This window comes from Pseudotabrizicola algicola, from assembly GCF_010915705.1.
Lineage (GTDB): Bacteria > Pseudomonadota > Alphaproteobacteria > Rhodobacterales > Rhodobacteraceae > Pseudotabrizicola > Pseudotabrizicola algicola.
In genome coordinates, this window is record NZ_JAAIKE010000019.1 from 1 (window position 1) to 18,499 (window position 18,499).

The window sequence follows — 18,499 nt, forward strand, 5'->3', positions numbered from 1 at the left end:
ACTCAAGGACTGGCCGCGGGTCGCCACCCGATACGACCGTTGTCCGCAGACTTTCTTCTCCGCCGTGGCACTCGCCGCGACGGTCATGTTCTGGCTGTAATCCAGAACGAGTCCTGACCATAGGCTTTTCGAGGCAGGGAGCTGACGAGGTGCGAGGTCTCCGAGCGGCATTTCCCTCACAGGCGACGTCGCCGATACGGCATTGTCGGCGATATGCGGCGGTCTGCGGCACCTGCAAAACCCTATTCCCGGTCCTATCAGCCATGGATGGAACTACGAGACCAAGGCACCGGATTTGGTCAAGCCGCCCTTTCGCCCTGAACCCAGACGCCGCGCGTGGTAACTGCCGTACCGACCCGTGCCACGCGGATTACATCGGCCCGCGCGCCGGTTTTCAGTTGGCCACGGCTGTCCAGTCCGGCGGCTTCGGCGGGAGCAGCGGTCACTGTGGCAATGCCGCGGGCAAGGTCACCCCATAAGTCGCCCAGCCGCAGCGCTGCGGACAGAAGAGATGATGGCACATAATCCGATGACACGATGTCCAGAAGATCGGCCTTTGCCAAGTCCTCTGCCGCGACATTGCCGGAATGGCTGCCGCCCCGGATCAGGTTCGGCGCACCCATCATCACCTTGATCCCAAATTCGCGGCAGGCTTGTGCGGCTTCGAGCGTGGTCGGAAATTCGGCGAAATGTGCGCCATGTTCGGCCGAGCGAGTGACGTGGTCTGCTTCGGTGTCGTCATGGCTCGCCAGAACCGCGCCATATCGGCGGGCGGCGGCAACGGCGGCGGCCTCATGCTCGGCGCCGTTGCGCTCCTTAAGGGCAAGTTGGGCGGCAACATGGGCATCCCAGTCGGCGTCCGAGATGCCGTGCTTGCCGATGTAGTAGTCCTTCAGCTTCGACAGGTCGCGGAACTGCCGGGCGCCGGGCGTGTGGTCCATCAGGCTGACGATGCCGATCCGGTCGGCGGGGCCGAACTTGTCCAGTTCCTCCACCAGCGTTTCAGAGCAGACCTCGGCGCGCAGATGCAGGAAATGGCTGATCCGCAGCGCGCCTTCGGCCCGCAGGCCAAGAATTTCATCCGCCAGAGCGCGGGCATATTCGCCGTAGTTGGCCTTGGCGTTTGACACGACCGACCCCACACGCAGCGCGTCGAAGACCGTGGTGATGCCGACGCTGGCAAGCTCGGCGTCATGGGCGATGATGGCCGCGGCATGGGGCCAGTCAACCTTGGGGCGCGGCTCGATGTGTCGTTCAAGGTTGTCAGTGTGAAGCTCGATCAGGCCGGGCATGACCAGATCGCCCGCGCAATCGATCGACCCCTTGGGCAGGTTGCTGCCTTCCGCGATGTCACTGATGCGACCATCCAGCATCCGCAACTGCCCGCGCAGGGTGCCGCTTGGTAGGACAAGGGTGGCATTAGCAAGGATCGTCTCGGTCGTCATGTTTGTCTCGCTTGGATTTTGGCCCGATGGGGGATGGCGTCTGGTGCCGTGGACCTGTCACACTGATGTGACAGAGCCCCGCTAGGCAGCCCCGCATGGAGCAGATGAAACGCTTTGCCGTCTACTACGCCCCGCGCCCCGGCGCCTTTGCCGCACGCGCGAATGAATGGCTGGGATGGGACCCTAATACGGGCCACGCGTTGCCGCATGCAGTGGTGCCGGGCATCGACGATCCCGCCGCCATCACGGTGGACCCGCGCCGCTATGGGTTTCATGGCACGATCCGCGCGCCCTTCCGGTTGGATGCGGGCGTGACACCCGAGGAGGCCGCCGCAACGGTTGCCGATCTGGCCGGGCGCCGGGCGCCGGTCTCCTGCGAGGCCTTGGCACTGGAGAACCTGCACGGCTTCCTTGCTCTGACGCCCACGGGCTGTGAGGCTGCACTGCTGGAACTGGGCGCAGCGGTGGTCAGAGCCACAAACCCGCTGCGCGCAGCGCTGACGCCCGCCGAGATCGCCCGCCGTCGCCCGGAAACACTGTCCTCCCGCCAGCGGGTCCTGATGGAGACCTGGGGCTATCCTTTTGTGATGGAGGAATTCCGCTTTCACCTGACGCTGACCGATCGCCTGACCGATCGCGCCCCGGCCATGGCGGCGCTGGCGGCGCATTTCGCGCCCGTTCTGCCCCGCCCCTTCGTGATCGAGGACCTCTGCCTCTTCGGCGAGGATGCGGGCGGCCGGTTCCACCTGTTGCACCGCTATGCCCTGACCGGCTGAAGTGCCGCCAGAAACCGGCTAATGCCGGTCTCCAGCGCGCCATCGTTGATGACAGTCGTGGCGCTAATCCCCCCGGGCAGTGCAAAGCCTGCCCGGTTCAGCCGTTCCCGGATGTCGGCGGCTTCCTCACGTCCCCGTGCGGCCAGCCGGTTGGCCAGCACGGCATCCGGCGCGGTGACAAGGATCACCCGCAACCCCGGAAGGACCAAAACTGCCTCGGGCAGGGCGGCGCGACTGCCGTTGAAGATCACGTCGCCCGGTCCGGCAAACTGGGCCTTGGGGATGCCGTAGTGCAGGCCGTGCGCCTGCCAGTGCAGGGCAAATTCGCCCCGGTCCCGGCGGAGAAGGAAGTCCGGGACCGAGACGCCCTCAAAATCCTCGCCCCCCGCTTCGGACGGGCGGGTGATGACGCGGCGGACAAGGCGCAGGTCCCGCCGGACGGCGAGCGCTCCGGCGATCAACGTATCCTTCCCTGCGCCTGAAGGGCCGACAACAGCGAAGATCATGCCGCGACTTTCGGGGTAAAGCCGGTCACATCCACCAATCGATCGCAAACGCGGGCGCGGGCGGATTCGTCATGGAAGATGCCCAGCAACGCCGCGCCGCGTGCCTTTGCTTCCTCGATCAGGGTCAGCACGACCTCGCGGTTCGCCGCATCAAGGCTCGCGGTCGGTTCGTCGAGGAGGAGCGCAGGAAAGGTATGGGCAAAGCCTCGCGCGATGTTCACGCGCTGCTGTTCGCCGCCCGAAAAGGTGGTGGGCGACAGGGCCCAAAGCCGTTCGGGGATGTTGAGGCGCTGTAAGAGATGGGCTGCGCGGTCGCGGGCCTCATCGCTCGGGGTGCCAAGCGCCAGAAGCGGCTCAGCCACGATGTCCAGGGTGGGGACGCGGGGCACGACACGGAGGAACTGGCTGACATAGCCCAGCGTCTTGCGCCGCAGACGGATGATCTCGCGCGGGGCGGCGCTTGCGACGTCGAGATCCCCGACAATCAGGCTTCCACCCGCGGCAAGGTAATTGCCATAGACCATCCGCATCAGCGTGGATTTCCCTGCGCCGGACTGGCCGGTCAGGCCGACGCATTCGCCTGGTGCGACAGTCAGCGAAGCGCCACACATGACCGGGATCACCGCGCCGCCCTGATTGTGCAGGGTAAAGGACTTTGATAGGTTATCGATACGGATCATAGGGTTACACCTGAAGCACAGAAGAGACGAGCAGTTGCGTATAGGCGTGCTGCGGATCGTCCAGCACCTGATCGGTCAGGCCCTGTTCCACCACCCGGCCCGATTTCATCACCATCAGCCGATGCGCAAGCAGCCTGACCACGGCAAGGTCATGGGTCACGATGATGACTGACAGGCCAAGGTCGCGGACCAGGCCGCGCAGCAGGTCCAGAAGCCGGGCCTGCACCGAAACATCAAGGCCGCCCGTCGGTTCGTCCATGAAGACAAGGCGCGGCGCTGTGACCAGATTGCGGGCAATCTGCAGACGTTGCTGCATGCCCCCGGAAAATGCGCTGGGGCGGTCGTCAATCCGGTCAGCGGCGATTTCCACCCGCCCGAGCCAATCGGCCGCCTTGCCGCGGATCTGCCCATAATGCCGTGCGCCAACGGCCATCAGCCGGTCGCCCACGTTTCCGCCCGCGCTGACGCCCATCCGCAACCCGTCGCGGGGGTTCTGGTGGACATAGGCCCAGTCGGTGCGCGAGAGGAGGCGGCGTTCAGTCTCGCTCATCGCCAGCACGTCACGCCCGTCAAAGGCAATATGGCCAAGGTCGGGGCGCTGGTGCCCGGCAAGACAGGACAGCAACGTGGATTTCCCCGACCCGCTTTCCCCGACGATCCCCAGAACCTCGCCCGGATAAAGCTCAAAGGACACATCCGCGCAGCCGATACGGGGACCGTAGCGCTTGGTCAGGCCTTCAACCTTGAGGATCGGCCGATCCAAAGCGACGATCTTTTCCTGCAGCGTCATTTCGCGCCCTCCGCCTGACCCACCCCAAGTCGCCCGACCTTGCCCTGCGCCTGTCGACTGGCGCAGAAATCGGTGTCGGAGCAGACAAACATCCGCCCACCTCGGTCATCGGTGATGACTTCGTCCAGATAGCTTTGCCGTGCGCCGCAAAGGTCGCAGTCGTGCGGGGCTTTGCTGGAAGCGAAGGGGTAATCGTCGAAGTCCAGGCTGACGACGTCCGTGAAGGGCGGCAGGGCATAGATGCGCTGCTCACGCCCCGCGCCGAACAACTGGATGGCAGGGCTCTGGCCGAGCTTGGGATTATCGAACTTCGGAATCGGCGAAGGGTCCATGACATACCGCCCCTCGACCTTGACCGGATAGGCGTAGGATGTCGCTATCTGGCCGTGGCGGGCGATGTCCTCATACAGCTTCACATGCATCAGCCCGTATTCCTCAAGCTCGTGCATCTTCCGCGTCTCGGTTTCGCGCGGTTCCAGAAAGCGCAGGGGTTCGGGGATCGGGACCTGATAGACAAGGATCTGGCCCTCGGTCAGCGGCGTTTCCGGGATGCGGTGGCGGGTCTGGATCAGGGTTGCCTCTTGTGTGCGTTCGGTCGTGGCAACCTGCGCCGTGCGGGCAAAAAACTTGCGGATCGAGACGGCGTTGGTGGTGTCATCCGCGCCTTGGTCGATGACCTTGAGCCGGTCTTCCGGCACAAGGCAGGCCGCCGTAACCTGCACCCCGCCGGTGCCCCAGCCGTAAGGCATCGGCATTTCGCGACTGGCGAAGGGAACCTGATACCCTGGCACGGCAAGGCTCTTGAGGATGGCCCGGCGAATCATGCGCTTGGTCTGTTCGTCGAGATAGGCGAAGTTATAGGCTTGGGCGTCGTGGGACATGGTCATTCCGCGGCCTCCTGCTGCTGTGCCTGCGCTTGTGCTTCCGCCCGCAAGCGGCGCACCAGTTCCAGTTCGGCCTGAAAGTCGACGTAATGCGGCAGCTTGATGTGTTCGAGAAACCCGGTCGCCTGGATGTTGTCGCAGTGATAGAGGACAAACTCCTCATCCTGCGCCGGAGCGCCGGTGAAGTCCTCGCCCAACTCCTGCCAGCGCAGGCTGCGGTCCACGAGGCTCATGGCGATGGACTTGCGTTCGGACTGGCCGAAGACCAGCCCATAGCCCCGCGTGAATTGCGGTGGTTCGGTCTTGGAGCCCTTGAACTGGTTGACCGTCTCGCATTCGGTCAGTTCCACCTCGCCGACCTCGACCGCAAAGCCGAGCTCGGGGATGTCGACCTCGACCGCGACCCGGCCAATGCGCAATTCGCCGACGAAAGCATGGGTGCGCCCATAGCCGCGCTGGGTGGAATAGGCGAGCGACAGGATGAAGCCCTCATCCCCCCGGGTGATCCCTTGCAGGCGTAGCGCGCGGTCGGCAGGCAGTTCCAGCGGTTCGCGGGTCAAGTCGGGGGGCGTGGTGTCGGTCGCGGGGTCCGTCTCGATCAGCCCGTCGCGGTCGAGAAAAGTGGTGACATGGGGCACATGGGGGGGCGCATCGTCACCTTCTGCTCCTGCTTGCGTGGACGGCAGGGCTGCGGCAAACGGGGCCTCTCCTTCGGCCATCAGGGCAAAGTCCAGAAGGCGGTGGGTGTAGTCAAAAGTGGGGCCCAGCACCTGACCGCCGGGAAGATCCTTGAACGTGGCCGAGATGCGACGGTCCATCGCCATCGCCCCGGTATCGACCGGGTTCGATAGGGCAAAGCGCGGCAGGGTGGTGCGATAGGCGCGGATCAGGAACACCGCCTCGATCAGGTCACCCCGCGCCTGCTTGATCGCAAGGGCGGCAAGGTCTGGATCGTAAAGCGAGCCTTCTGCCATGACCCGGTTCACGGCCAACTTCATCTGTTCGCGTATCTGGGGGATGGTCAGTTCGGGGATCGAAAGGTCCCCGCGGCGTTCCTCGGCCAGCCATTGGTGGGCATTTTCGATGGCGCGTTCGCCACCCTTGACGGCAACATACATCAGACAGCCTCCACGCGGGTAGATCGGGGCAGGGCGGCAATGCGGTCGCCGCAGGTGAAGATCGTGTCGAACCCGAGCGGGAACAGCGCTCGGTTGGCCTGAAAGGCCGCCGTTTCCGGCAGATTCAGCCATGTGGCGGTTTCGATCCCCGGTCCCGTCAGGGCGGGACCGTGGTTGGTCAGGCGATCCATCTCGACGATCAGCGTGGCCGAGCGGTCTGGATAGTCGGGCAGGCCGATGCGGAAGCGGTTGACGGGAGCCAGGTCTTCCCAGCGGCCAAGCGCGAGGGCGGCCTCTTGCGGACCGACAAGCGGCGCGCCGATGTGAAAGGCGAGCCAGTCGCGCACTTCGGGCCGGTCACTGGTGCCTGCCAGATGCAGGGGCGTCGTCCCGTCGCACAGGGTGAGCAAGGCGACACCGGCAGCAACCGAAAGCGGCGCGGGCGGCTGCGCGCCGGTGACGGCGTGAATCGTGCCGGGGCGCGCCATCGCCTCGAGCAGGGCGCGGAAGGCCCGCGCCGACTGGATCGGCGCATCGGCAAAGCCGCCGGAAAGCGTGTGGGCGCTCATGCGTCTTCCCCGCGGACCATTGTGAAGAAATCGACCTTGGTGGCGGCCGCCTTTGCGGCACGGGCAGTGCGGGCGCGGTCGGCCTCGGCGCTCAGGGGCATCAGCACCGCCGTCTGCAGGTCCGCCGCTGCATCGGTCTGCATCAGCGCATCCGCAACGGCCGCGCGGCGCGCATGGGCCTTGTCGCGCCCCTGCACCCAGGCATGTCCGACCGTGCCGCAATCCATACGGACGGAACAGCGGGTCATCGTCATCTCACCCAGATTGAAGGCCCCGCCGCTGGCCCCGATGCGGCCCCGCACCATCACCGCCCCGGTTTCAGGGCTGCGCAGCAGGACATGCGGCGGCAGGTCGGGCATCAGGGCTGCCAGCCGTTCTGGCGGCGCCTTGGCCAGCAGGGACATCCACCCCTTCCGCGCCGTGGTCTGGTCTTTCATCATGGCATCCTCGACATCTTGGCAGGTTGTCGGATATACTATACAACTAGACAAATCATACCGGACAAAGCCGAGGGCTCCAACCGGAGAGTTGTGAAATTTTCATGACGGGAGAGACATATGCCGCGCGAAGCCCTCTGGTCGGCGATTGCCGCTACCCTGCGCGCCGAGATTGCCGACGGGGCTTATGCGCCCGGCGCGCGCCTGCCGACCGAGGCCGAGCTATCCGCGCGTTTCGGGGTGAACCGTCACACCCTGCGGCGGGCGCTGGCCGATCTGGCCCAGGCGGGGGTGATCGTGTCGCGCCGGGGCTCTGGCGTGTTCGTGGCCGCTCGCCCGACCGATTACCGGCTGGGGCGGCGGGTGCGGTTTCACCAGACTGTCAGCGACAGCGGGCGCACGCCGTCGCGCCGGATCACGCGGCTTGAAACGCGCCCCGCACAGTCGGTAGAGGCGACGGCGCTGGAAATTGCCCCCGGCGCATTGGTGCATGTGGTGGAGGGTGTATCGCTTGCCGACGGGATGCCGCTGGGGGCGTTCCGGTCGGTCTTTGCCGCCGCGCGCTTTCCAGAACTGCTGACGGCGATGGAGGGGCAATCTTCGGTCACCGCCGCCCTGCGGTCCTGCGGGCTGATGGATTACACGCGGCGCGACACACGGCTGACGGCAAAGCTGGCCGATCCGGTGCTGGCGCTGGCCCTGCAGGTCAAGCCCGGCGCCCCCGTCCTGCGCTCGGTGGCGCTGAACATCGATGCGGCGGGGGTGCCGGTGGAATTCGGAACGACATGGTTTGCCGGAGACCGGGTGACGCTGACCGTCAGCCCCGATCAGCCCTGATATTTCTCGAGGAAGGCTTCGGCGGTCAGGGCGCGGAAATCTGCCAGCGCGGTGCGCAGCGCCTCATGGGGCCAGTCCCACCACGCCAAGGCCATCAGCCGCTCGGCCACGGCGGGCAGGAAACGGGCGCGCAGCGGCTGGGCCGGGATGCCCGCCATGATCATGTAGGGCGGAACGTCCTTGGTGACCACCGCACCCGAGGCGATCACCGCTCCTGGGCCGATGGTCACCTCGGGCTTAACGATCACGCCGTGTCCCAGCCATGTGTCGGGGCCGATCACGGTGCGGCGGCTGGCGCGTCGAGCCATGAACTCGGCGTCGTCGGGAACATCGTCCCAGTAGTAGGACGAGCGATAAAGGAAATGGTGCAGGCTGGCATTTCCCATCGGATGATCGGTCGGCCCGATCCGGGTGAGCGCAGCGATATTGGCGAATTTGCCGACGGTGGTATTGGCAATGTCCGACAGCCGGTCGCAATAGGCGTAATCCTGAAATGTCGAATTCAGGATTCGGCTGCCCTCGCCCACCTCGCAATAGGCCCCGAAGGTGGAGTTGACGATCTTGCAGCCGGGATGGACGAAGGGTTGGTCGGGCGACAGCTTCGGCATCATGCGCCCCGGATCAGCTTGCGCCGCAGCCAGCCCGACAGGCTGTCCATCAGCATGACCATGAGAACGATGAGGACCATGTAATAGGCTACCTCTTCCCAATCCTTCTGCGTGATGATCGCCTGCGTCAGCAAGAGACCGATGCCACCGCCGACAATTGCACCGATCACGGTGGCGCTACGGGTATTGGATTCGAGGTAATAGAGCACCTGGGCCAGCAGGATCGGCATCACCTGCGGGATCACACCGAAACGAGCGCGCTGCATGGCGTTGGCCCCGGTGGAGCGCACGCCCTCGACCTGCTTTTCATCGATGTTTTCCAGCGCCTCTGAAAAGGTCTTTCCGAAGCTGCCGGTGTCGGTGATTGCAATCGCGATGGCGCCGGTCATCGGGCCGGGTCCGAAGGCGCGCGACAGGATGATGGTCCAGATCAGGCCGTCCACCCCCCGGATGAAATCGAACACCCGGCGGGCCGCCCCTCGGAAGATGCCAAGCGGCATGAAGTTCCGCGCGGCGACGAAGGACAGCGGCAGGGCGATCAGGGCGGCGGTCATGGTGCCGAGAAAGGCCATCAGGATCGTCTCGAAGATCGCCCAGGCCACATCACCATGCCGCCACATCCGGTTGGTCCAGAACTCATGCGCCATATAGGCAAGGTTGGCGCGCGCCGGGTCGATCCGGTCGCCTGTCAGGGCAAGGGCGGCAAGCTCAGGGGCGGTCTTGCCATAGAAGGGGCTGTCTAGGGTGAAGAACCAAAGCTCCCAACCGGCGTGGTAGCGGAAGGTCTCGACCTTGGACCGGGTATAGGTGAAGCGCCCCGCCGATGTGGTAACACCCACCCGATTTTCGGCCACGGCGATCCAGTCGGGCAATGGTTCGGGCGCCGTGACGACCGGCCGATCCCCCTGCGGGCGGATGTCGATGGTGCCATAGCCCGGCACGACATAGCGCGCGCCGGCGTCGTCATAGGTGACAACATGGCCCCGCCCGAGGTCGATGGTGGTGACGCCCTCTACCACCGTGACCCAGTCGGGCAACATGCCCTCGGGATAAGTGCCCTTGTTCTCGCCCTCGATGGCGACGGTAAGCTTGCCGCTGCGGTTGTCGCGGGTGACATGCGTCTTGTGCGACCAGAAGTCCGACAGAAGGATCGCCGCATTGTCAAAGCGGGCGCGGTTCACAAGGCCCGCGATGTCAAAACTGATCGCGGCATAGATCAGATAGGCGATGATCGCTGCCGGGATGGCAAAGGCCATCCGGCGCTTGCGGTCAAAGCGGCGGGTGACGGTCTCGGCAAGGCCGGGGGCGAGCGTTGCGGTCATCGGCAAACTTTCAGACTGGTGGCCCCCCTCGCCCTTCGTCAGCCCAGAGGGGCGGCGTGCGGTGCAAGGCAGCGGGCCAGGTGCAGGGATCAGGCGGGGCGGCTCGTCGTCGGGCAGGAGATCGAAAGGAACCGGGCGGGGACGCGGCGCATGTCAGCCGTCCTTTACCATCTTGTGTCGGTAATGGTCCGAGATGCGGTCGATGGCCACGATGGCGAGGAACAGCAGCAGGAAAATCGCCACCACCTGATCATAGCGGCCCTGCCCCCATTGCATCGCAAGCTTCAGATCATGGCCGATGCCGCCTTCGCCGACAAAACCGAGGATGGCGGAGGCACGGACGTTGATCTCGAACCGCAGCAGCGCGTAGGACAGCCAGTTGGGGGCCACCTGCGGGATCACCCCCAGCCACATGCGCTGCGACCAGTTTGCACCGACCGAGGCCAGCCCCTCGACCGGCTTCAGGTCGGCATTCTCGGCGACTTCGGAGAAAAGCTTGCCCAGAGCGCCGCCGGTGTGCAGCGCGATGGCGATGACGGCAGGCACCGGGCCACCACCAAGAATGTAGATCAGCACCAGCGCAATGACGATCTCGGGGATCGCACGCAGCGCATCCATGGTGCGGCGGAAGACGGGGATCAGCCGTGGCCAGCGCGCAAGGCCACGCGTGGCGAGGAGCGACAGCGACATTGCGGCGACCGCCCCGATCAGGGTGGCGACAGCGGCGATGTTCAGCGTCTCGATCAGGGCCGGCAGGTGGTGCCAGACCAGCCCCGGCAGGTTCGCGCGCTTTGCCCAGGCTTCGGCAAAGACCTCGGACGGGAAGTCAAAGACCTGATGCAGCCCGCCCCAGAAGCCGCCTGCGTTGCGGTCATCGGCCAGCATCCAGCCCGACGACATGAGCGCAATGAAGATGACCAGCAAAAGCCCGCCATACATCCGCTTGCGGCGCACCATCTCCAGATAGGCTTCGCGATTGTCGGCAAGGTTCGGGCGCCGTCCGCGCTCTGGCCCGAAGGCTACATCCACCATCCTGTCCCCCGAAACGAAAGGCCGGACCCCCGATGGGGGCCCGGTCGGTTCTTGTGAGCTCAGCTGCCCTGCTGCAGCTTGCGGGCGGCGATGATGCCCAGATAGTCTTCGTGGGTGACCGGCACGAAGTCCTGCGCCTCACCGGCCGCGACGGCATAGGCGCAATCGGGATCGGTTTCCCACATGGTGTCGAGCAGCGCGAACATCTTGTCCTTGGCATCCTGCGGCAGGGTCTTGCGGGCGACCATCGGGCCTTCGGGGATCAGCTTGGAGCGCCAGATTTCAACCAGCGTGGTCATATCGACAAGACCCGAGTCGGCGGCCTTGCGGAAGGCACCCGAGTTGAAGCCGTCTTCCCAGTTGCCCAGACCGTCGGCCCAGGACACGGCGGCGTCGAAGTCGCCGTTCGCCACGCCAACGATCGACTGTTCATGGCCACCCGACATTTTCACCTCGGCGAAGTAGTCGTCCAGCTTGCCGTAGGTTTCCTGAAGCTCGGCACCGGGAACCAGATAGCCCGACGTGGAGTTGGGATCGGCAAAGGCAAAGACCTTGCCCTTGGCCTCTTCGATTGAGGTGATGCCGGAATCGGCGCGGGCGAAGCCGATGGCGTAGTAGCCGGTGGAGCCATCGTTGTTCTGCTTGGTCAGCATCACTTCCACGGCTTCGGGGTTGGTCAGGTAGATTTTGGCATAGGCCGAGGCCCCCAGCCAGGCGAAATCGAGCGAGCCGCCCAGCAGGCCCTGGATGACGCCGTCATAATCGGCGGGGGTGAAGAGTTTGGTCGGAACGCCAAGCTCGGCCTCCACCTTGGCGCGGAAGCACTCGAGGTTGGTCATCCGGTCCTGGGCGTTCTCGCCGCCGAGGATACCGATGTTGAAGCCGGTCAGGTCCTGAGCGGCGGCCGATGTCGCCAGAAGGGCGGTCAGGGCAGTGGCAGTCAGCAGCTTTTGCATGGGGGCTCCATGAGGTTGTGGCCAGATCGGCCAGTGATTACGTCGGGGGTCACGACAGCATCAGGTCCGCGTAGGTCCTGTCGGCTGCGGTGTCGGTGGGCATCGAGGTCGAGGTTGCGGCCTCGTTGAAAGAGGCATCGGCGCCGTAGATGTCGCGTGCGACGCCGGTCGAAAGCTGCTCGGGCCTGCCGTCAAAGACGATGCGGCCATCGCGCATGCCGATCACCCGGTCGCAATAGCGCCGCGCGGTATCGAGCGTGTGGAGATTGGCAATGACCATGCGCCCGTCTTCCACGTTGATGCGCTTGAGCGTGTCCATCACCACCTGCGCATTCATCGGGTCGAGCGAGGCGATGGGTTCATCTGCCAGGATGATCTTCGGGTCCTGCATGAGCGCACGGGCAATCGCCACACGCTGCTGCTGCCCCCCCGACAGCGCCTCGGCGCGTTTCGGGGCCTGCTCCGCAATTCCCAGCCGGTCGAGAATGTCGAGTGCGCGCAGGATATCGGCGCGGGGCCACAGGTTGAACATGGTCTGCAGGGTCGAGCGGCGGTTGAGGATGCCGTGCAGCACGTTCGAGGCCACGTCCATGCGCGGCACGAGGTTGAACTGCTGGAAGATCATCGCGCATTGCGACTGCCATTCCCGCGCCTGCGCCCCCTTCAGGGCCAGCACGTTGCGGCCGTCCACCCGGATTTCCCCTGCGCTTGCATCGATCAGCCGATTCATCAGCCGCAGGAAGGTGGATTTTCCGGCCCCCGAGCGTCCGATGATGCCGACAAAGGCCGGGCCATCGATGCGGAAGCTGACAGTATCGACTGCGGCCTTCTGGCCAAACATCCGCGTCACGCCCTGCACTTCGAGCATCGATCACCTCCGGTTTCCTGCCTTTCGCCAATTAGCGGTGGCATGTGACAACAGCCCGAAACAGGTGTGAAACTTGCGTGACGGGGGCGGCTACCAGCGGATGTGATTCGGCCAGATGTAACATTCGTCGGGATCGCTCAAAGCTGGGCTGGCCAGCGCCATGGTGCGGCGGCGCAACTCGCGTGCGACCTGATCGCGGTCCAGCGCCAGCAGGTCCTCGGCCGGGATGGGCGGACCAAGGGTCATCTGCACCGAGCGGCCTATCTGGCGGCGCGTTTCGTGGAAGATCAGCGCCACCCGCAACGGGTAGGAAAGATGGCTGGCAAACTGGAACAGGCGCGAATTTTGCCCCGCCAAATGTACCGGCAGTACCGTCGTTCCCGGCACCGTGGCGAGCCGCCCGACAAAGGAATGCCACGGCGAATCCACCGCGCTGCCACGTAGGGGACGGTTGGCCGTGGCTACCCCACCAGCCGGGAAAATGACCACCACCTGTCCACGCGCCAACAGGTCAATCGCCTGCCTCCGGCTTTCCGCTGTCAGACGCCGGCCCTGTGGCGTGCCGGAGAAATCGATCGGCAGGAGATGGGGATCTATCTCTGGGACACGGCAAAGAAGGCTGTTGGTCAGGATGCGGACATTGCCACGCAAGACCAAGCCCAGATGACCCAGTGCCAGCCCGTCGACAATCCCGAAAGGATGGTTTGCCACAATCAGAAGCCCGCCCGTTGCAGGAATCTGGAGGAGGGAGGTCCCCGCAAATTCGGCTCGCAGGCGCAAGATGCGCAGGGCGGCCTCGAATACGCTTTCAAACGGACGTTTCCCTGCCATGGACCAGTCCAGATAGCGCTGGCGCAACTGCGGTTGGCCCGACATCCATTCCACCGCCCGGATGAGGCCGCGGCGAAAGGCGGATTGGCCAGGGTGGGAATAGGTGAAATCCACCGGACATGGCAGCGGATCGAGGTCGAAGGTCCGGCTGTCGCTTAGCATCCGCGATCTCCGTCTTGGGATCAGGTTGTATATTCGGGGGTGCGCTCGGCTGGCAGCGCGGAATAGCCACCGCGCCCGGACACCCATGTGCGCAGAGGCGCCGGCGCATGGCCTTGGGGCCAGTCCAGCAGCACAAGGTCGGCCCGCTGGCCCGGCGCGATGCGGCCACGGTCAGTCAGCCCCATCGCACGGGCGGGGTTGACCGAGACCAGCCGCCAAAGTTCAGCCAGGGGGGCCACCCGATCTGCATGAAGCCGCACCATGGCGCCCAGAATGGCGGGGTAGTAGTAATCGGACGCAAGAATGTCACACAGTCCGCGCGCGATCATCTGCGCGGCACCGGGGCTGCCCAGATGGCTGCCGCCGCGCATCGCGTTCGGCGCGCCAAGAACAATTGGGTCGCCCGCGGCATGCGCGGCAAGGAACACCCGTTCATGCATCGGAAACTCGGCGACCTTGGCGCCAAGGCGGCGATAGAAGCTGCGGGTTTCCACCTGACTGTCGTCATGGCTGAGCATCGGCGCGCCATGTGCACGGGCCAGCGCGGCGATGCGTTCGATATGGGAAGGAACCTCCGGCCGCCGCGCCCAGACCCGGGCAATCAGCGCCACGAAATCGGCCGTGGTCATATGCGAGCGTTTCGCCCGTTCGCCCATCTTGTCGAGGAAGCCATTTGCGGAAAGGTCGGTGACCGGATATTCCGCGACATGGTCGAAGGGCCGATCATGGACCGCGATTTCCGGGTGTAGCAGGGCCGCCGTTGTATGGTCATTAAATGCGAGCGCAGGACGGTCGGGGCCGGCTAGGACATGGGCGATCAGGGGTTCGGCCTCGAGGCAGAAGGTTTCCCAGCGTAGCTGGATGAGGTTGTCGGCGGTCAGCCGGTGACGCAAGCCCTCCAGCGCGCGGACGACCTGCCAGCCGGTTTCCACCGAACGCAGGCCGGGCTCCCACGAGAGGGTCAGGGCGTGATAGGCCGTGGCGATGCCGTTCGCCGCAAGTTGGCGGTCGGTTTCCAGAAGCGCGGCTTCTGTCCCCACCATGACGCCCGGGCGCGGCATCAATTGGTGCTCGAAGGCGTCGCCGTGGATGTCCACAAAGGCCGGGGCAAGGATGCGGCCCTTGCCGGGAATGACGCTCGCTCCGTCGCGCGCGACATCGATGCCGGTGATCCGGCCGCCCTCGATGCGGACCGAGCCCGTCGTCACCCGATCCTCAAGGATCAGCACGGCGCCATCTATCAGTTCCGCGCTCATGCCAGCCGCTCCGCCAGAAGGTGCCAGTGCCAAGATCCGGGCTTTTCATGAGGACGATCAAAGAGGGTCATCGTCTCGAACCCCCACAAGAGCGACACAAGCTCTTGCGCGGTGCAGAAGTAGTGCGGATGAACCTTGTCGCCGAAGCCTTCGAAGACCCAGGTATTGCGGCTGATCTCGCGCCCCTTTGCCTTGGCCTGTTCCACCGGCAGGCGGCGGGCAGACAGCATGGTGGCCATGAAGCTGCCGCCAGGGCGGAGGACGCGGGCAACCTCGGCCAGGGTCCGTCGGACGATGGTCTCGTCGCCGTGGTAGATCACATTCCAAGCCAACACATGGTCAAAGCTTCCGCTCTCGAAGGGAAGATCGGTCATCGCACCGATGCAGGCGTCGATCGTCAGGCCCTGAGTGAAAGCGGAGGCCGAAATGGCGGCCACGGCAGCCTCGGCGGCATCCAGTGCGGTCACCTGATGGCCGGCGCGGGCAAATGCCAGCGCATGGCGTCCGATGCCTGCCCCAAGGTCGAGCACCCGCGACCTTGGCGCAAGCGTTGCCATATGATCGGTCACCCAAGGTTCAGGCTGCGCCCAAGGACTGCTGCCATCGGCCTTCTGCCATTCGGCATTCCAGTAAAGATAGGCGGTATCTGTGGTCATCATGGTCATATCAGTTTCCTGCGGATCCAGCCCGAGCCCTGCTCGACGGCGATGACAAGAGCGAGCATCAGAAGGATGATCGCCAGCGCCTCGTCATAGTTGAAAAGGTCGAAGGCGACCTTGAGGTCGACCCCGATGCCGCCCGCTCCGACAAGGCCAAGAGCGGCCGAACCGCGCACGGATTTTTTCCAGCGCGAACAGCGAGGTGGCCGTGAAGGACGGCAGACAGGCCGGAAAGACCGATGACACGATCACCCCCAGCCGACTGGCCCCGATGGCACGCAGCGCATCCTGCGGGCCGGGGTCGGTTTCCTCCATCGCCTCGGCGAAGAAGCGGCCGGCGAAGCCGATCTTGTCAACCATGATTGCCATGACGCCCGCGGCAGGGCCCAGACCCACCACTATAATGAAGATGATCGCCCAGACGAGGTCCGGCACCGTGCGGAACAGCGCAATGACCGCGCGGGCGATGCTCCGCACCACGGGATGTGGCGACAGCCGGTCAGTGGCGAGGATCGCGAAAGGGACCGCGAAGATCAGGCCCAGAAAGCAGCCTGCCACGGCCATTTGCAGCGTTTCCAGCAGCTTCCACGAGATCGGCTCTATCCGCGAGAAATCCGGCGGGACCATCTGGGTGAAAAGGCCCGAAGGAGCGAAAAGCCGGGTGATCCCCCGCACCAGCTTGTCGGCGCTTGGGGCGGTTGCGGCCACGGACGAGACGACCAGCGCCAGCACGACCAGAAGGACCACATAGGATGGCAAGCCGAGGTGGCGGAAGCGGGGCAGGGGAAGAGTGGCGTCGGTCATGCGGCACCCTCATGATCGAAAAACCGGCGCAGCGCGGCGGCATTCGCCTGAACCGTCGGCAGGTCGAGCGCGATGCGGCCATTGGCAAGACCAAGGATGCGGTCGGAATAGGCCAGCGTGTGTTCCAGCCGATGCGAGATGACCAAGAGCGACAACCCGTCCTGCCGGACCAGACCCAAGAGAAGCTCCATCACCTCTTGCCCGGTCTGGGGGTCAAGGCTGGCGTCGGGTTCGTCAGCCAAAATGAAGGCCGGGCGCTGCATCAGCATGCGCGCTATGGCGACGCGCTGCTGCTGGCCGCCCGAGATGCTATCGACGCGGGCGCTTGCGCGGTCGGCCAAACCCACCCGATCAAGGCAGGCCATGGCCTCGGCACGGACCTCGGCGGGGGCAAGCGACTGGAACCACGCCCTTGGGCCCGACATCCGCGCCTGCACGCCGTGAATGACATTGGAGAGCGCCGACAGACGCGGCACAAGGTTGTGGCGCTGCCAGACGATCCCCACCTGTGCGCGAAACCGGCGCAAGTCACGCGGGCGAAGGCTGACAACATCCTGCCCCAGCATGGCGATGCGGCCCGAGGTCGGCTCGACCAGCCGCACAAGGCAGCGCAGCAGGGTGGACTTGCCAGACCCGTTCGCGCCGATCAGCGCGGTGGATTGACCGGGGGACAGGGTGAAATCCAGCCCCTGAAGAATTTCACGGTCAGAAAAGCTTTTGCGAAGTCCGGCAACCGCAAGGACCGGCTCCACCAAGGTGGAACCGGCCAAGGCCCGGGAGGGAACGACGGGCGCGTTCATCGTGCCGTCACTGGCCGACGAATTCGGTGAACTCGGTTATGCCGAGGTTTTCGTACATCTTCCGCACCACGTCATAGTCGGCATCGGTCACGCTGGCATTGAAGGCCCCGCCCATGTATTTCGCGTTCTCCTCGGTTGAGGTGACAGCGGCCAGCAGTGCTTCGCTGTTTTCGGCAAAGGTCTTGCGGACGATTTCGACCACTTCAGGCGAAACCTTGGACGAAGCCAGCAGGATGTCGTCCGGCAGTTGGTCGCCCTTGACCAGCACGCGGAACTTCTGGTCCGGGAACTTCTTGGTGATGCTGTCGATATGGGTGCGGTTCAGGCCGATCCCGCCGATGTCACCGGCGATCAGCGCCTCGACCGCGACGTTACGGTTCAGGAACACGGGTTCGTAATCCACCGCATAGGTCAGCCCTGCCTTGGCCAGCAAGTCTACGGGGCCAAGATGCTGCGAGGTCGACCCGATCTCGCCGAAAGAAATCTTCTGACCCTTGACATCCTCGGCCGTCCTGATCGGGCTTTCGTCCAGCACGACGACGGTCGAGTAGTAATCCGGGCGCTTGAAGGTCACGACAGGCTGGGCATCAAGCCGGGCGTTGAAAACCACATATTCAGCAGGGCCGGTCAGCACAAAATCCACCTGATCGGCGGCCATCGCTTCGACTGCCACAGTGCGGCCCGAGACGGGGAAGAATTCGACCTTCAAGCCCGAAGCTGTCTCGAAAGCCTCCTTGAACGGACCCATCTCGCGCTGTAGCGACTCAAGCCCGTCGATATCTGTGACGGCAAAACGAATAGCCCCATCGGCGATGGCCTGCGAAGCGACAAGAAGCCCGCTGGCAAGCAGGCCGGAAAGGAGAAGCAGTTTCATATCGGGCATCCGGTGTTGTGTCAGGATGTGTTCAGCCTATCGCTGCATTACGACGCCCCGACTAAGCGCAGATCACAGAAATATGATGGATATCCTAGATTACAGGTGCCCATGCGCAGGGTGCCGCAACCACGTACCGATTTTCACCCAAGACTGATGAGGGGTAATCCTCCCCATGGTTAAGGGGATGCGGAAGTAGAATTTTCTCGGCAGGATGAACGAGGAGATTCCGATGAAGAAGAGCCGTTTCACCGAAGCCCAGATCATGGGCGTGCTGCGCCAGGC

Annotated in this window: 22 protein-coding genes and 1 pseudogene; 3 read left to right on the top strand and 20 right to left on the bottom strand. The window is 64.6% G+C overall.

What is annotated here, in order from left to right:
* Positions 1-100, top strand: a pseudogene (locus G3572_RS21395) (IS5/IS1182 family transposase); the annotation flags it as partial.
* Positions 101-299: 199 nt separating this feature from the next.
* Here G3572_RS21395 and G3572_RS21400 read toward each other — a convergent pair.
* Positions 300-1,445, bottom strand: a complete 1,146-nt coding sequence (locus tag G3572_RS21400) for an alpha-D-ribose 1-methylphosphonate 5-triphosphate diphosphatase (protein WP_164615693.1) — start codon at positions 1,443-1,445, stop codon at positions 300-302.
* 95 nt (positions 1,446-1,540) lie between these two features.
* On the opposite strand from G3572_RS21400, the gene G3572_RS21405 reads away from it, so the two are divergent.
* On the top strand, positions 1,541-2,221 hold the full coding sequence (locus G3572_RS21405) for a DUF1045 domain-containing protein (RefSeq protein ID WP_164615695.1): 681 nt from the start codon (positions 1,541-1,543) through the stop codon (positions 2,219-2,221).
* On the opposite strand, the gene phnN is transcribed toward G3572_RS21405, so the two are convergent.
* Genes phnN through phnG form a run of 7 tightly spaced genes read right to left on the bottom strand, consistent with a single transcriptional unit; the run spans position 2,203 to position 7,205 of the window.
* Positions 2,203-2,727, bottom strand: coding sequence for a phosphonate metabolism protein/1,5-bisphosphokinase (PRPP-forming) PhnN (phnN, locus tag G3572_RS21410; protein WP_164615697.1), 525 nt, complete (start codon positions 2,725-2,727; stop codon positions 2,203-2,205). The genes G3572_RS21405 and phnN overlap by 19 nt on opposite strands.
* Entirely contained in the window at positions 2,724-3,407 is a 684-nt protein-coding gene (gene phnL / locus G3572_RS21415; RefSeq protein WP_164615699.1) for a phosphonate C-P lyase system protein PhnL, read from the bottom strand. Before phnL ends, phnN begins: the two co-directional genes overlap by 4 nt.
* Before the next feature lie 4 nt (positions 3,408-3,411).
* On the bottom strand, positions 3,412-4,197 hold the full coding sequence (phnK, locus tag G3572_RS21420) for a phosphonate C-P lyase system protein PhnK (protein ID WP_164615701.1): 786 nt from the start codon (positions 4,195-4,197) through the stop codon (positions 3,412-3,414).
* Positions 4,194-5,084 (bottom strand): alpha-D-ribose 1-methylphosphonate 5-phosphate C-P-lyase PhnJ, encoded by an 891-nt coding sequence (locus G3572_RS21425; protein ID WP_164615703.1) that lies wholly within the window; start codon positions 5,082-5,084, stop codon positions 4,194-4,196. The genes phnK and G3572_RS21425 overlap by 4 nt, the downstream gene beginning before the upstream one ends.
* On the bottom strand, positions 5,081-6,199 hold the full coding sequence (locus tag G3572_RS21430; protein ID WP_164615705.1) for a carbon-phosphorus lyase complex subunit: 1,119 nt from the start codon (positions 6,197-6,199) through the stop codon (positions 5,081-5,083). The genes G3572_RS21425 and G3572_RS21430 overlap by 4 nt, the downstream gene beginning before the upstream one ends.
* Positions 6,199-6,768, bottom strand: a complete 570-nt coding sequence (phnH, locus tag G3572_RS21435; protein WP_164615707.1) for a phosphonate C-P lyase system protein PhnH — start codon at positions 6,766-6,768, stop codon at positions 6,199-6,201. The genes G3572_RS21430 and phnH overlap by 1 nt, the downstream gene beginning before the upstream one ends.
* Entirely contained in the window at positions 6,765-7,205 is a 441-nt protein-coding gene (gene phnG / locus G3572_RS21440) for a phosphonate C-P lyase system protein PhnG (RefSeq protein ID WP_164615709.1), read from the bottom strand. Before phnG ends, phnH begins: the two co-directional genes overlap by 4 nt.
* A gap of 120 nt (positions 7,206-7,325) precedes the next feature.
* Here phnG and phnF point away from each other — a divergent pair, with 120 nt between their 5' ends.
* Positions 7,326-8,042, top strand: a complete 717-nt coding sequence (gene phnF, locus G3572_RS21445; protein ID WP_164615711.1) for a phosphonate metabolism transcriptional regulator PhnF — start codon at positions 7,326-7,328, stop codon at positions 8,040-8,042.
* Here phnF and G3572_RS21450 read toward each other — a convergent pair.
* The 12 genes from G3572_RS21450 to G3572_RS21965 all read right to left on the bottom strand — a co-directional run.
* Entirely contained in the window at positions 8,033-8,650 is a 618-nt protein-coding gene (locus G3572_RS21450; protein WP_164615713.1) for an LbetaH domain-containing protein, read from the bottom strand. The two genes, phnF and G3572_RS21450, sit on opposite strands and share 10 nt — an antisense overlap.
* On the bottom strand, positions 8,650-9,972 hold the full coding sequence (gene phnE, locus G3572_RS21455; protein WP_164615715.1) for a phosphonate ABC transporter, permease protein PhnE: 1,323 nt from the start codon (positions 9,970-9,972) through the stop codon (positions 8,650-8,652). The genes G3572_RS21450 and phnE (G3572_RS21455) overlap by 1 nt, the downstream gene beginning before the upstream one ends.
* 153 nt (positions 9,973-10,125) lie before the next feature.
* Complete coding sequence (phnE, locus tag G3572_RS21460) at positions 10,126-11,004, bottom strand: phosphonate ABC transporter, permease protein PhnE (RefSeq protein ID WP_164615717.1); 879 nt, start codon at positions 11,002-11,004, stop codon at positions 10,126-10,128.
* 59 nt (positions 11,005-11,063) lie between these two features.
* Positions 11,064-11,960, bottom strand: coding sequence for a phosphonate ABC transporter substrate-binding protein (gene phnD / locus G3572_RS21465; RefSeq protein ID WP_164615718.1), 897 nt, complete (start codon positions 11,958-11,960; stop codon positions 11,064-11,066).
* Between the two features lie 49 nt (positions 11,961-12,009).
* Complete coding sequence (gene phnC / locus G3572_RS21470; RefSeq protein ID WP_164615720.1) at positions 12,010-12,828, bottom strand: phosphonate ABC transporter ATP-binding protein; 819 nt, start codon at positions 12,826-12,828, stop codon at positions 12,010-12,012.
* 90 nt (positions 12,829-12,918) lie between these two features.
* Positions 12,919-13,821, bottom strand: coding sequence for a lysophospholipid acyltransferase family protein (locus G3572_RS21475; protein WP_164615722.1), 903 nt, complete (start codon positions 13,819-13,821; stop codon positions 12,919-12,921).
* A 20-nt stretch (positions 13,822-13,841) separates the two neighbouring features.
* Complete coding sequence (locus G3572_RS21480; RefSeq protein WP_164615724.1) at positions 13,842-15,077, bottom strand: alpha-D-ribose 1-methylphosphonate 5-triphosphate diphosphatase; 1,236 nt, start codon at positions 15,075-15,077, stop codon at positions 13,842-13,844.
* Complete coding sequence (locus tag G3572_RS21485; protein ID WP_240335682.1) at positions 15,074-15,742, bottom strand: class I SAM-dependent methyltransferase; 669 nt, start codon at positions 15,740-15,742, stop codon at positions 15,074-15,076. The genes G3572_RS21480 and G3572_RS21485 overlap by 4 nt, the downstream gene beginning before the upstream one ends.
* A gap of 84 nt (positions 15,743-15,826) precedes the next feature.
* Positions 15,827-16,540, bottom strand: coding sequence for a PhnE/PtxC family ABC transporter permease (locus G3572_RS21490; RefSeq protein ID WP_205518852.1), 714 nt, complete (start codon positions 16,538-16,540; stop codon positions 15,827-15,829).
* On the bottom strand, positions 16,537-17,340 hold the full coding sequence (locus G3572_RS21495; RefSeq protein ID WP_164615726.1) for a phosphonate ABC transporter ATP-binding protein: 804 nt from the start codon (positions 17,338-17,340) through the stop codon (positions 16,537-16,539). Before G3572_RS21495 ends, G3572_RS21490 begins: the two co-directional genes overlap by 4 nt.
* A 7-nt stretch (positions 17,341-17,347) precedes the next feature.
* Positions 17,348-18,214, bottom strand: a complete 867-nt coding sequence (locus G3572_RS21500; RefSeq protein ID WP_164615728.1) for a PhnD/SsuA/transferrin family substrate-binding protein — start codon at positions 18,212-18,214, stop codon at positions 17,348-17,350.
* 99 nt (positions 18,215-18,313) lie between these two features.
* The coding region (locus G3572_RS21965; RefSeq protein WP_205518853.1) for a hypothetical protein at positions 18,314-18,499 on the bottom strand (186 nt) is incomplete at its 5' end.

Excerpts from the sequence above, each read along its gene's own strand:
- G3572_RS21400 (WP_164615693.1), bottom strand. The coding sequence starts at position 1,445 with ATGACGACCGAGACGATCCTTGCTAATGCCACCCTTGTCCTACCAAGC.
- G3572_RS21405 (WP_164615695.1), top strand. The coding sequence starts at position 1,541 with ATGGAGCAGATGAAACGCTTTGCCGTCTACTACGCCCCGCGCCCCGGC.
- phnN (WP_164615697.1), bottom strand. The coding sequence starts at position 2,727 with ATGATCTTCGCTGTTGTCGGCCCTTCAGGCGCAGGGAAGGATACGTTG.
- phnL (WP_164615699.1), bottom strand. The coding sequence starts at position 3,407 with ATGATCCGTATCGATAACCTATCAAAGTCCTTTACCCTGCACAATCAG.
- phnK (WP_164615701.1), bottom strand. The coding sequence starts at position 4,197 with ATGACGCTGCAGGAAAAGATCGTCGCTTTGGATCGGCCGATCCTCAAG.
- G3572_RS21425 (WP_164615703.1), bottom strand. The coding sequence starts at position 5,084 with ATGACCATGTCCCACGACGCCCAAGCCTATAACTTCGCCTATCTCGAC.
- G3572_RS21430 (WP_164615705.1), bottom strand. The coding sequence starts at position 6,199 with ATGTATGTTGCCGTCAAGGGTGGCGAACGCGCCATCGAAAATGCCCAC.
- phnH (WP_164615707.1), bottom strand. The coding sequence starts at position 6,768 with ATGAGCGCCCACACGCTTTCCGGCGGCTTTGCCGATGCGCCGATCCAG.
- phnG (WP_164615709.1), bottom strand. The coding sequence starts at position 7,205 with ATGAAAGACCAGACCACGGCGCGGAAGGGGTGGATGTCCCTGCTGGCC.
- phnF (WP_164615711.1), top strand. The coding sequence starts at position 7,326 with ATGCCGCGCGAAGCCCTCTGGTCGGCGATTGCCGCTACCCTGCGCGCC.
- G3572_RS21450 (WP_164615713.1), bottom strand. The coding sequence starts at position 8,650 with ATGCCGAAGCTGTCGCCCGACCAACCCTTCGTCCATCCCGGCTGCAAG.
- phnE (WP_164615715.1), bottom strand. The coding sequence starts at position 9,972 with ATGACCGCAACGCTCGCCCCCGGCCTTGCCGAGACCGTCACCCGCCGC.
- phnE (WP_164615717.1), bottom strand. The coding sequence starts at position 11,004 with ATGGTGGATGTAGCCTTCGGGCCAGAGCGCGGACGGCGCCCGAACCTT.
- phnD (WP_164615718.1), bottom strand. The coding sequence starts at position 11,960 with ATGCAAAAGCTGCTGACTGCCACTGCCCTGACCGCCCTTCTGGCGACA.
- phnC (WP_164615720.1), bottom strand. The coding sequence starts at position 12,828 with ATGCTCGAAGTGCAGGGCGTGACGCGGATGTTTGGCCAGAAGGCCGCA.
- G3572_RS21475 (WP_164615722.1), bottom strand. The coding sequence starts at position 13,821 with ATGCTAAGCGACAGCCGGACCTTCGACCTCGATCCGCTGCCATGTCCG.
- G3572_RS21480 (WP_164615724.1), bottom strand. The coding sequence starts at position 15,077 with ATGAGCGCGGAACTGATAGATGGCGCCGTGCTGATCCTTGAGGATCGG.
- G3572_RS21485 (WP_240335682.1), bottom strand. The coding sequence starts at position 15,742 with ATGACCATGATGACCACAGATACCGCCTATCTTTACTGGAATGCCGAA.
- G3572_RS21490 (WP_205518852.1), bottom strand. The coding sequence starts at position 16,540 with ATGACCGACGCCACTCTTCCCCTGCCCCGCTTCCGCCACCTCGGCTTG.
- G3572_RS21495 (WP_164615726.1), bottom strand. The coding sequence starts at position 17,340 with ATGAACGCGCCCGTCGTTCCCTCCCGGGCCTTGGCCGGTTCCACCTTG.
- G3572_RS21500 (WP_164615728.1), bottom strand. The coding sequence starts at position 18,214 with ATGAAACTGCTTCTCCTTTCCGGCCTGCTTGCCAGCGGGCTTCTTGTC.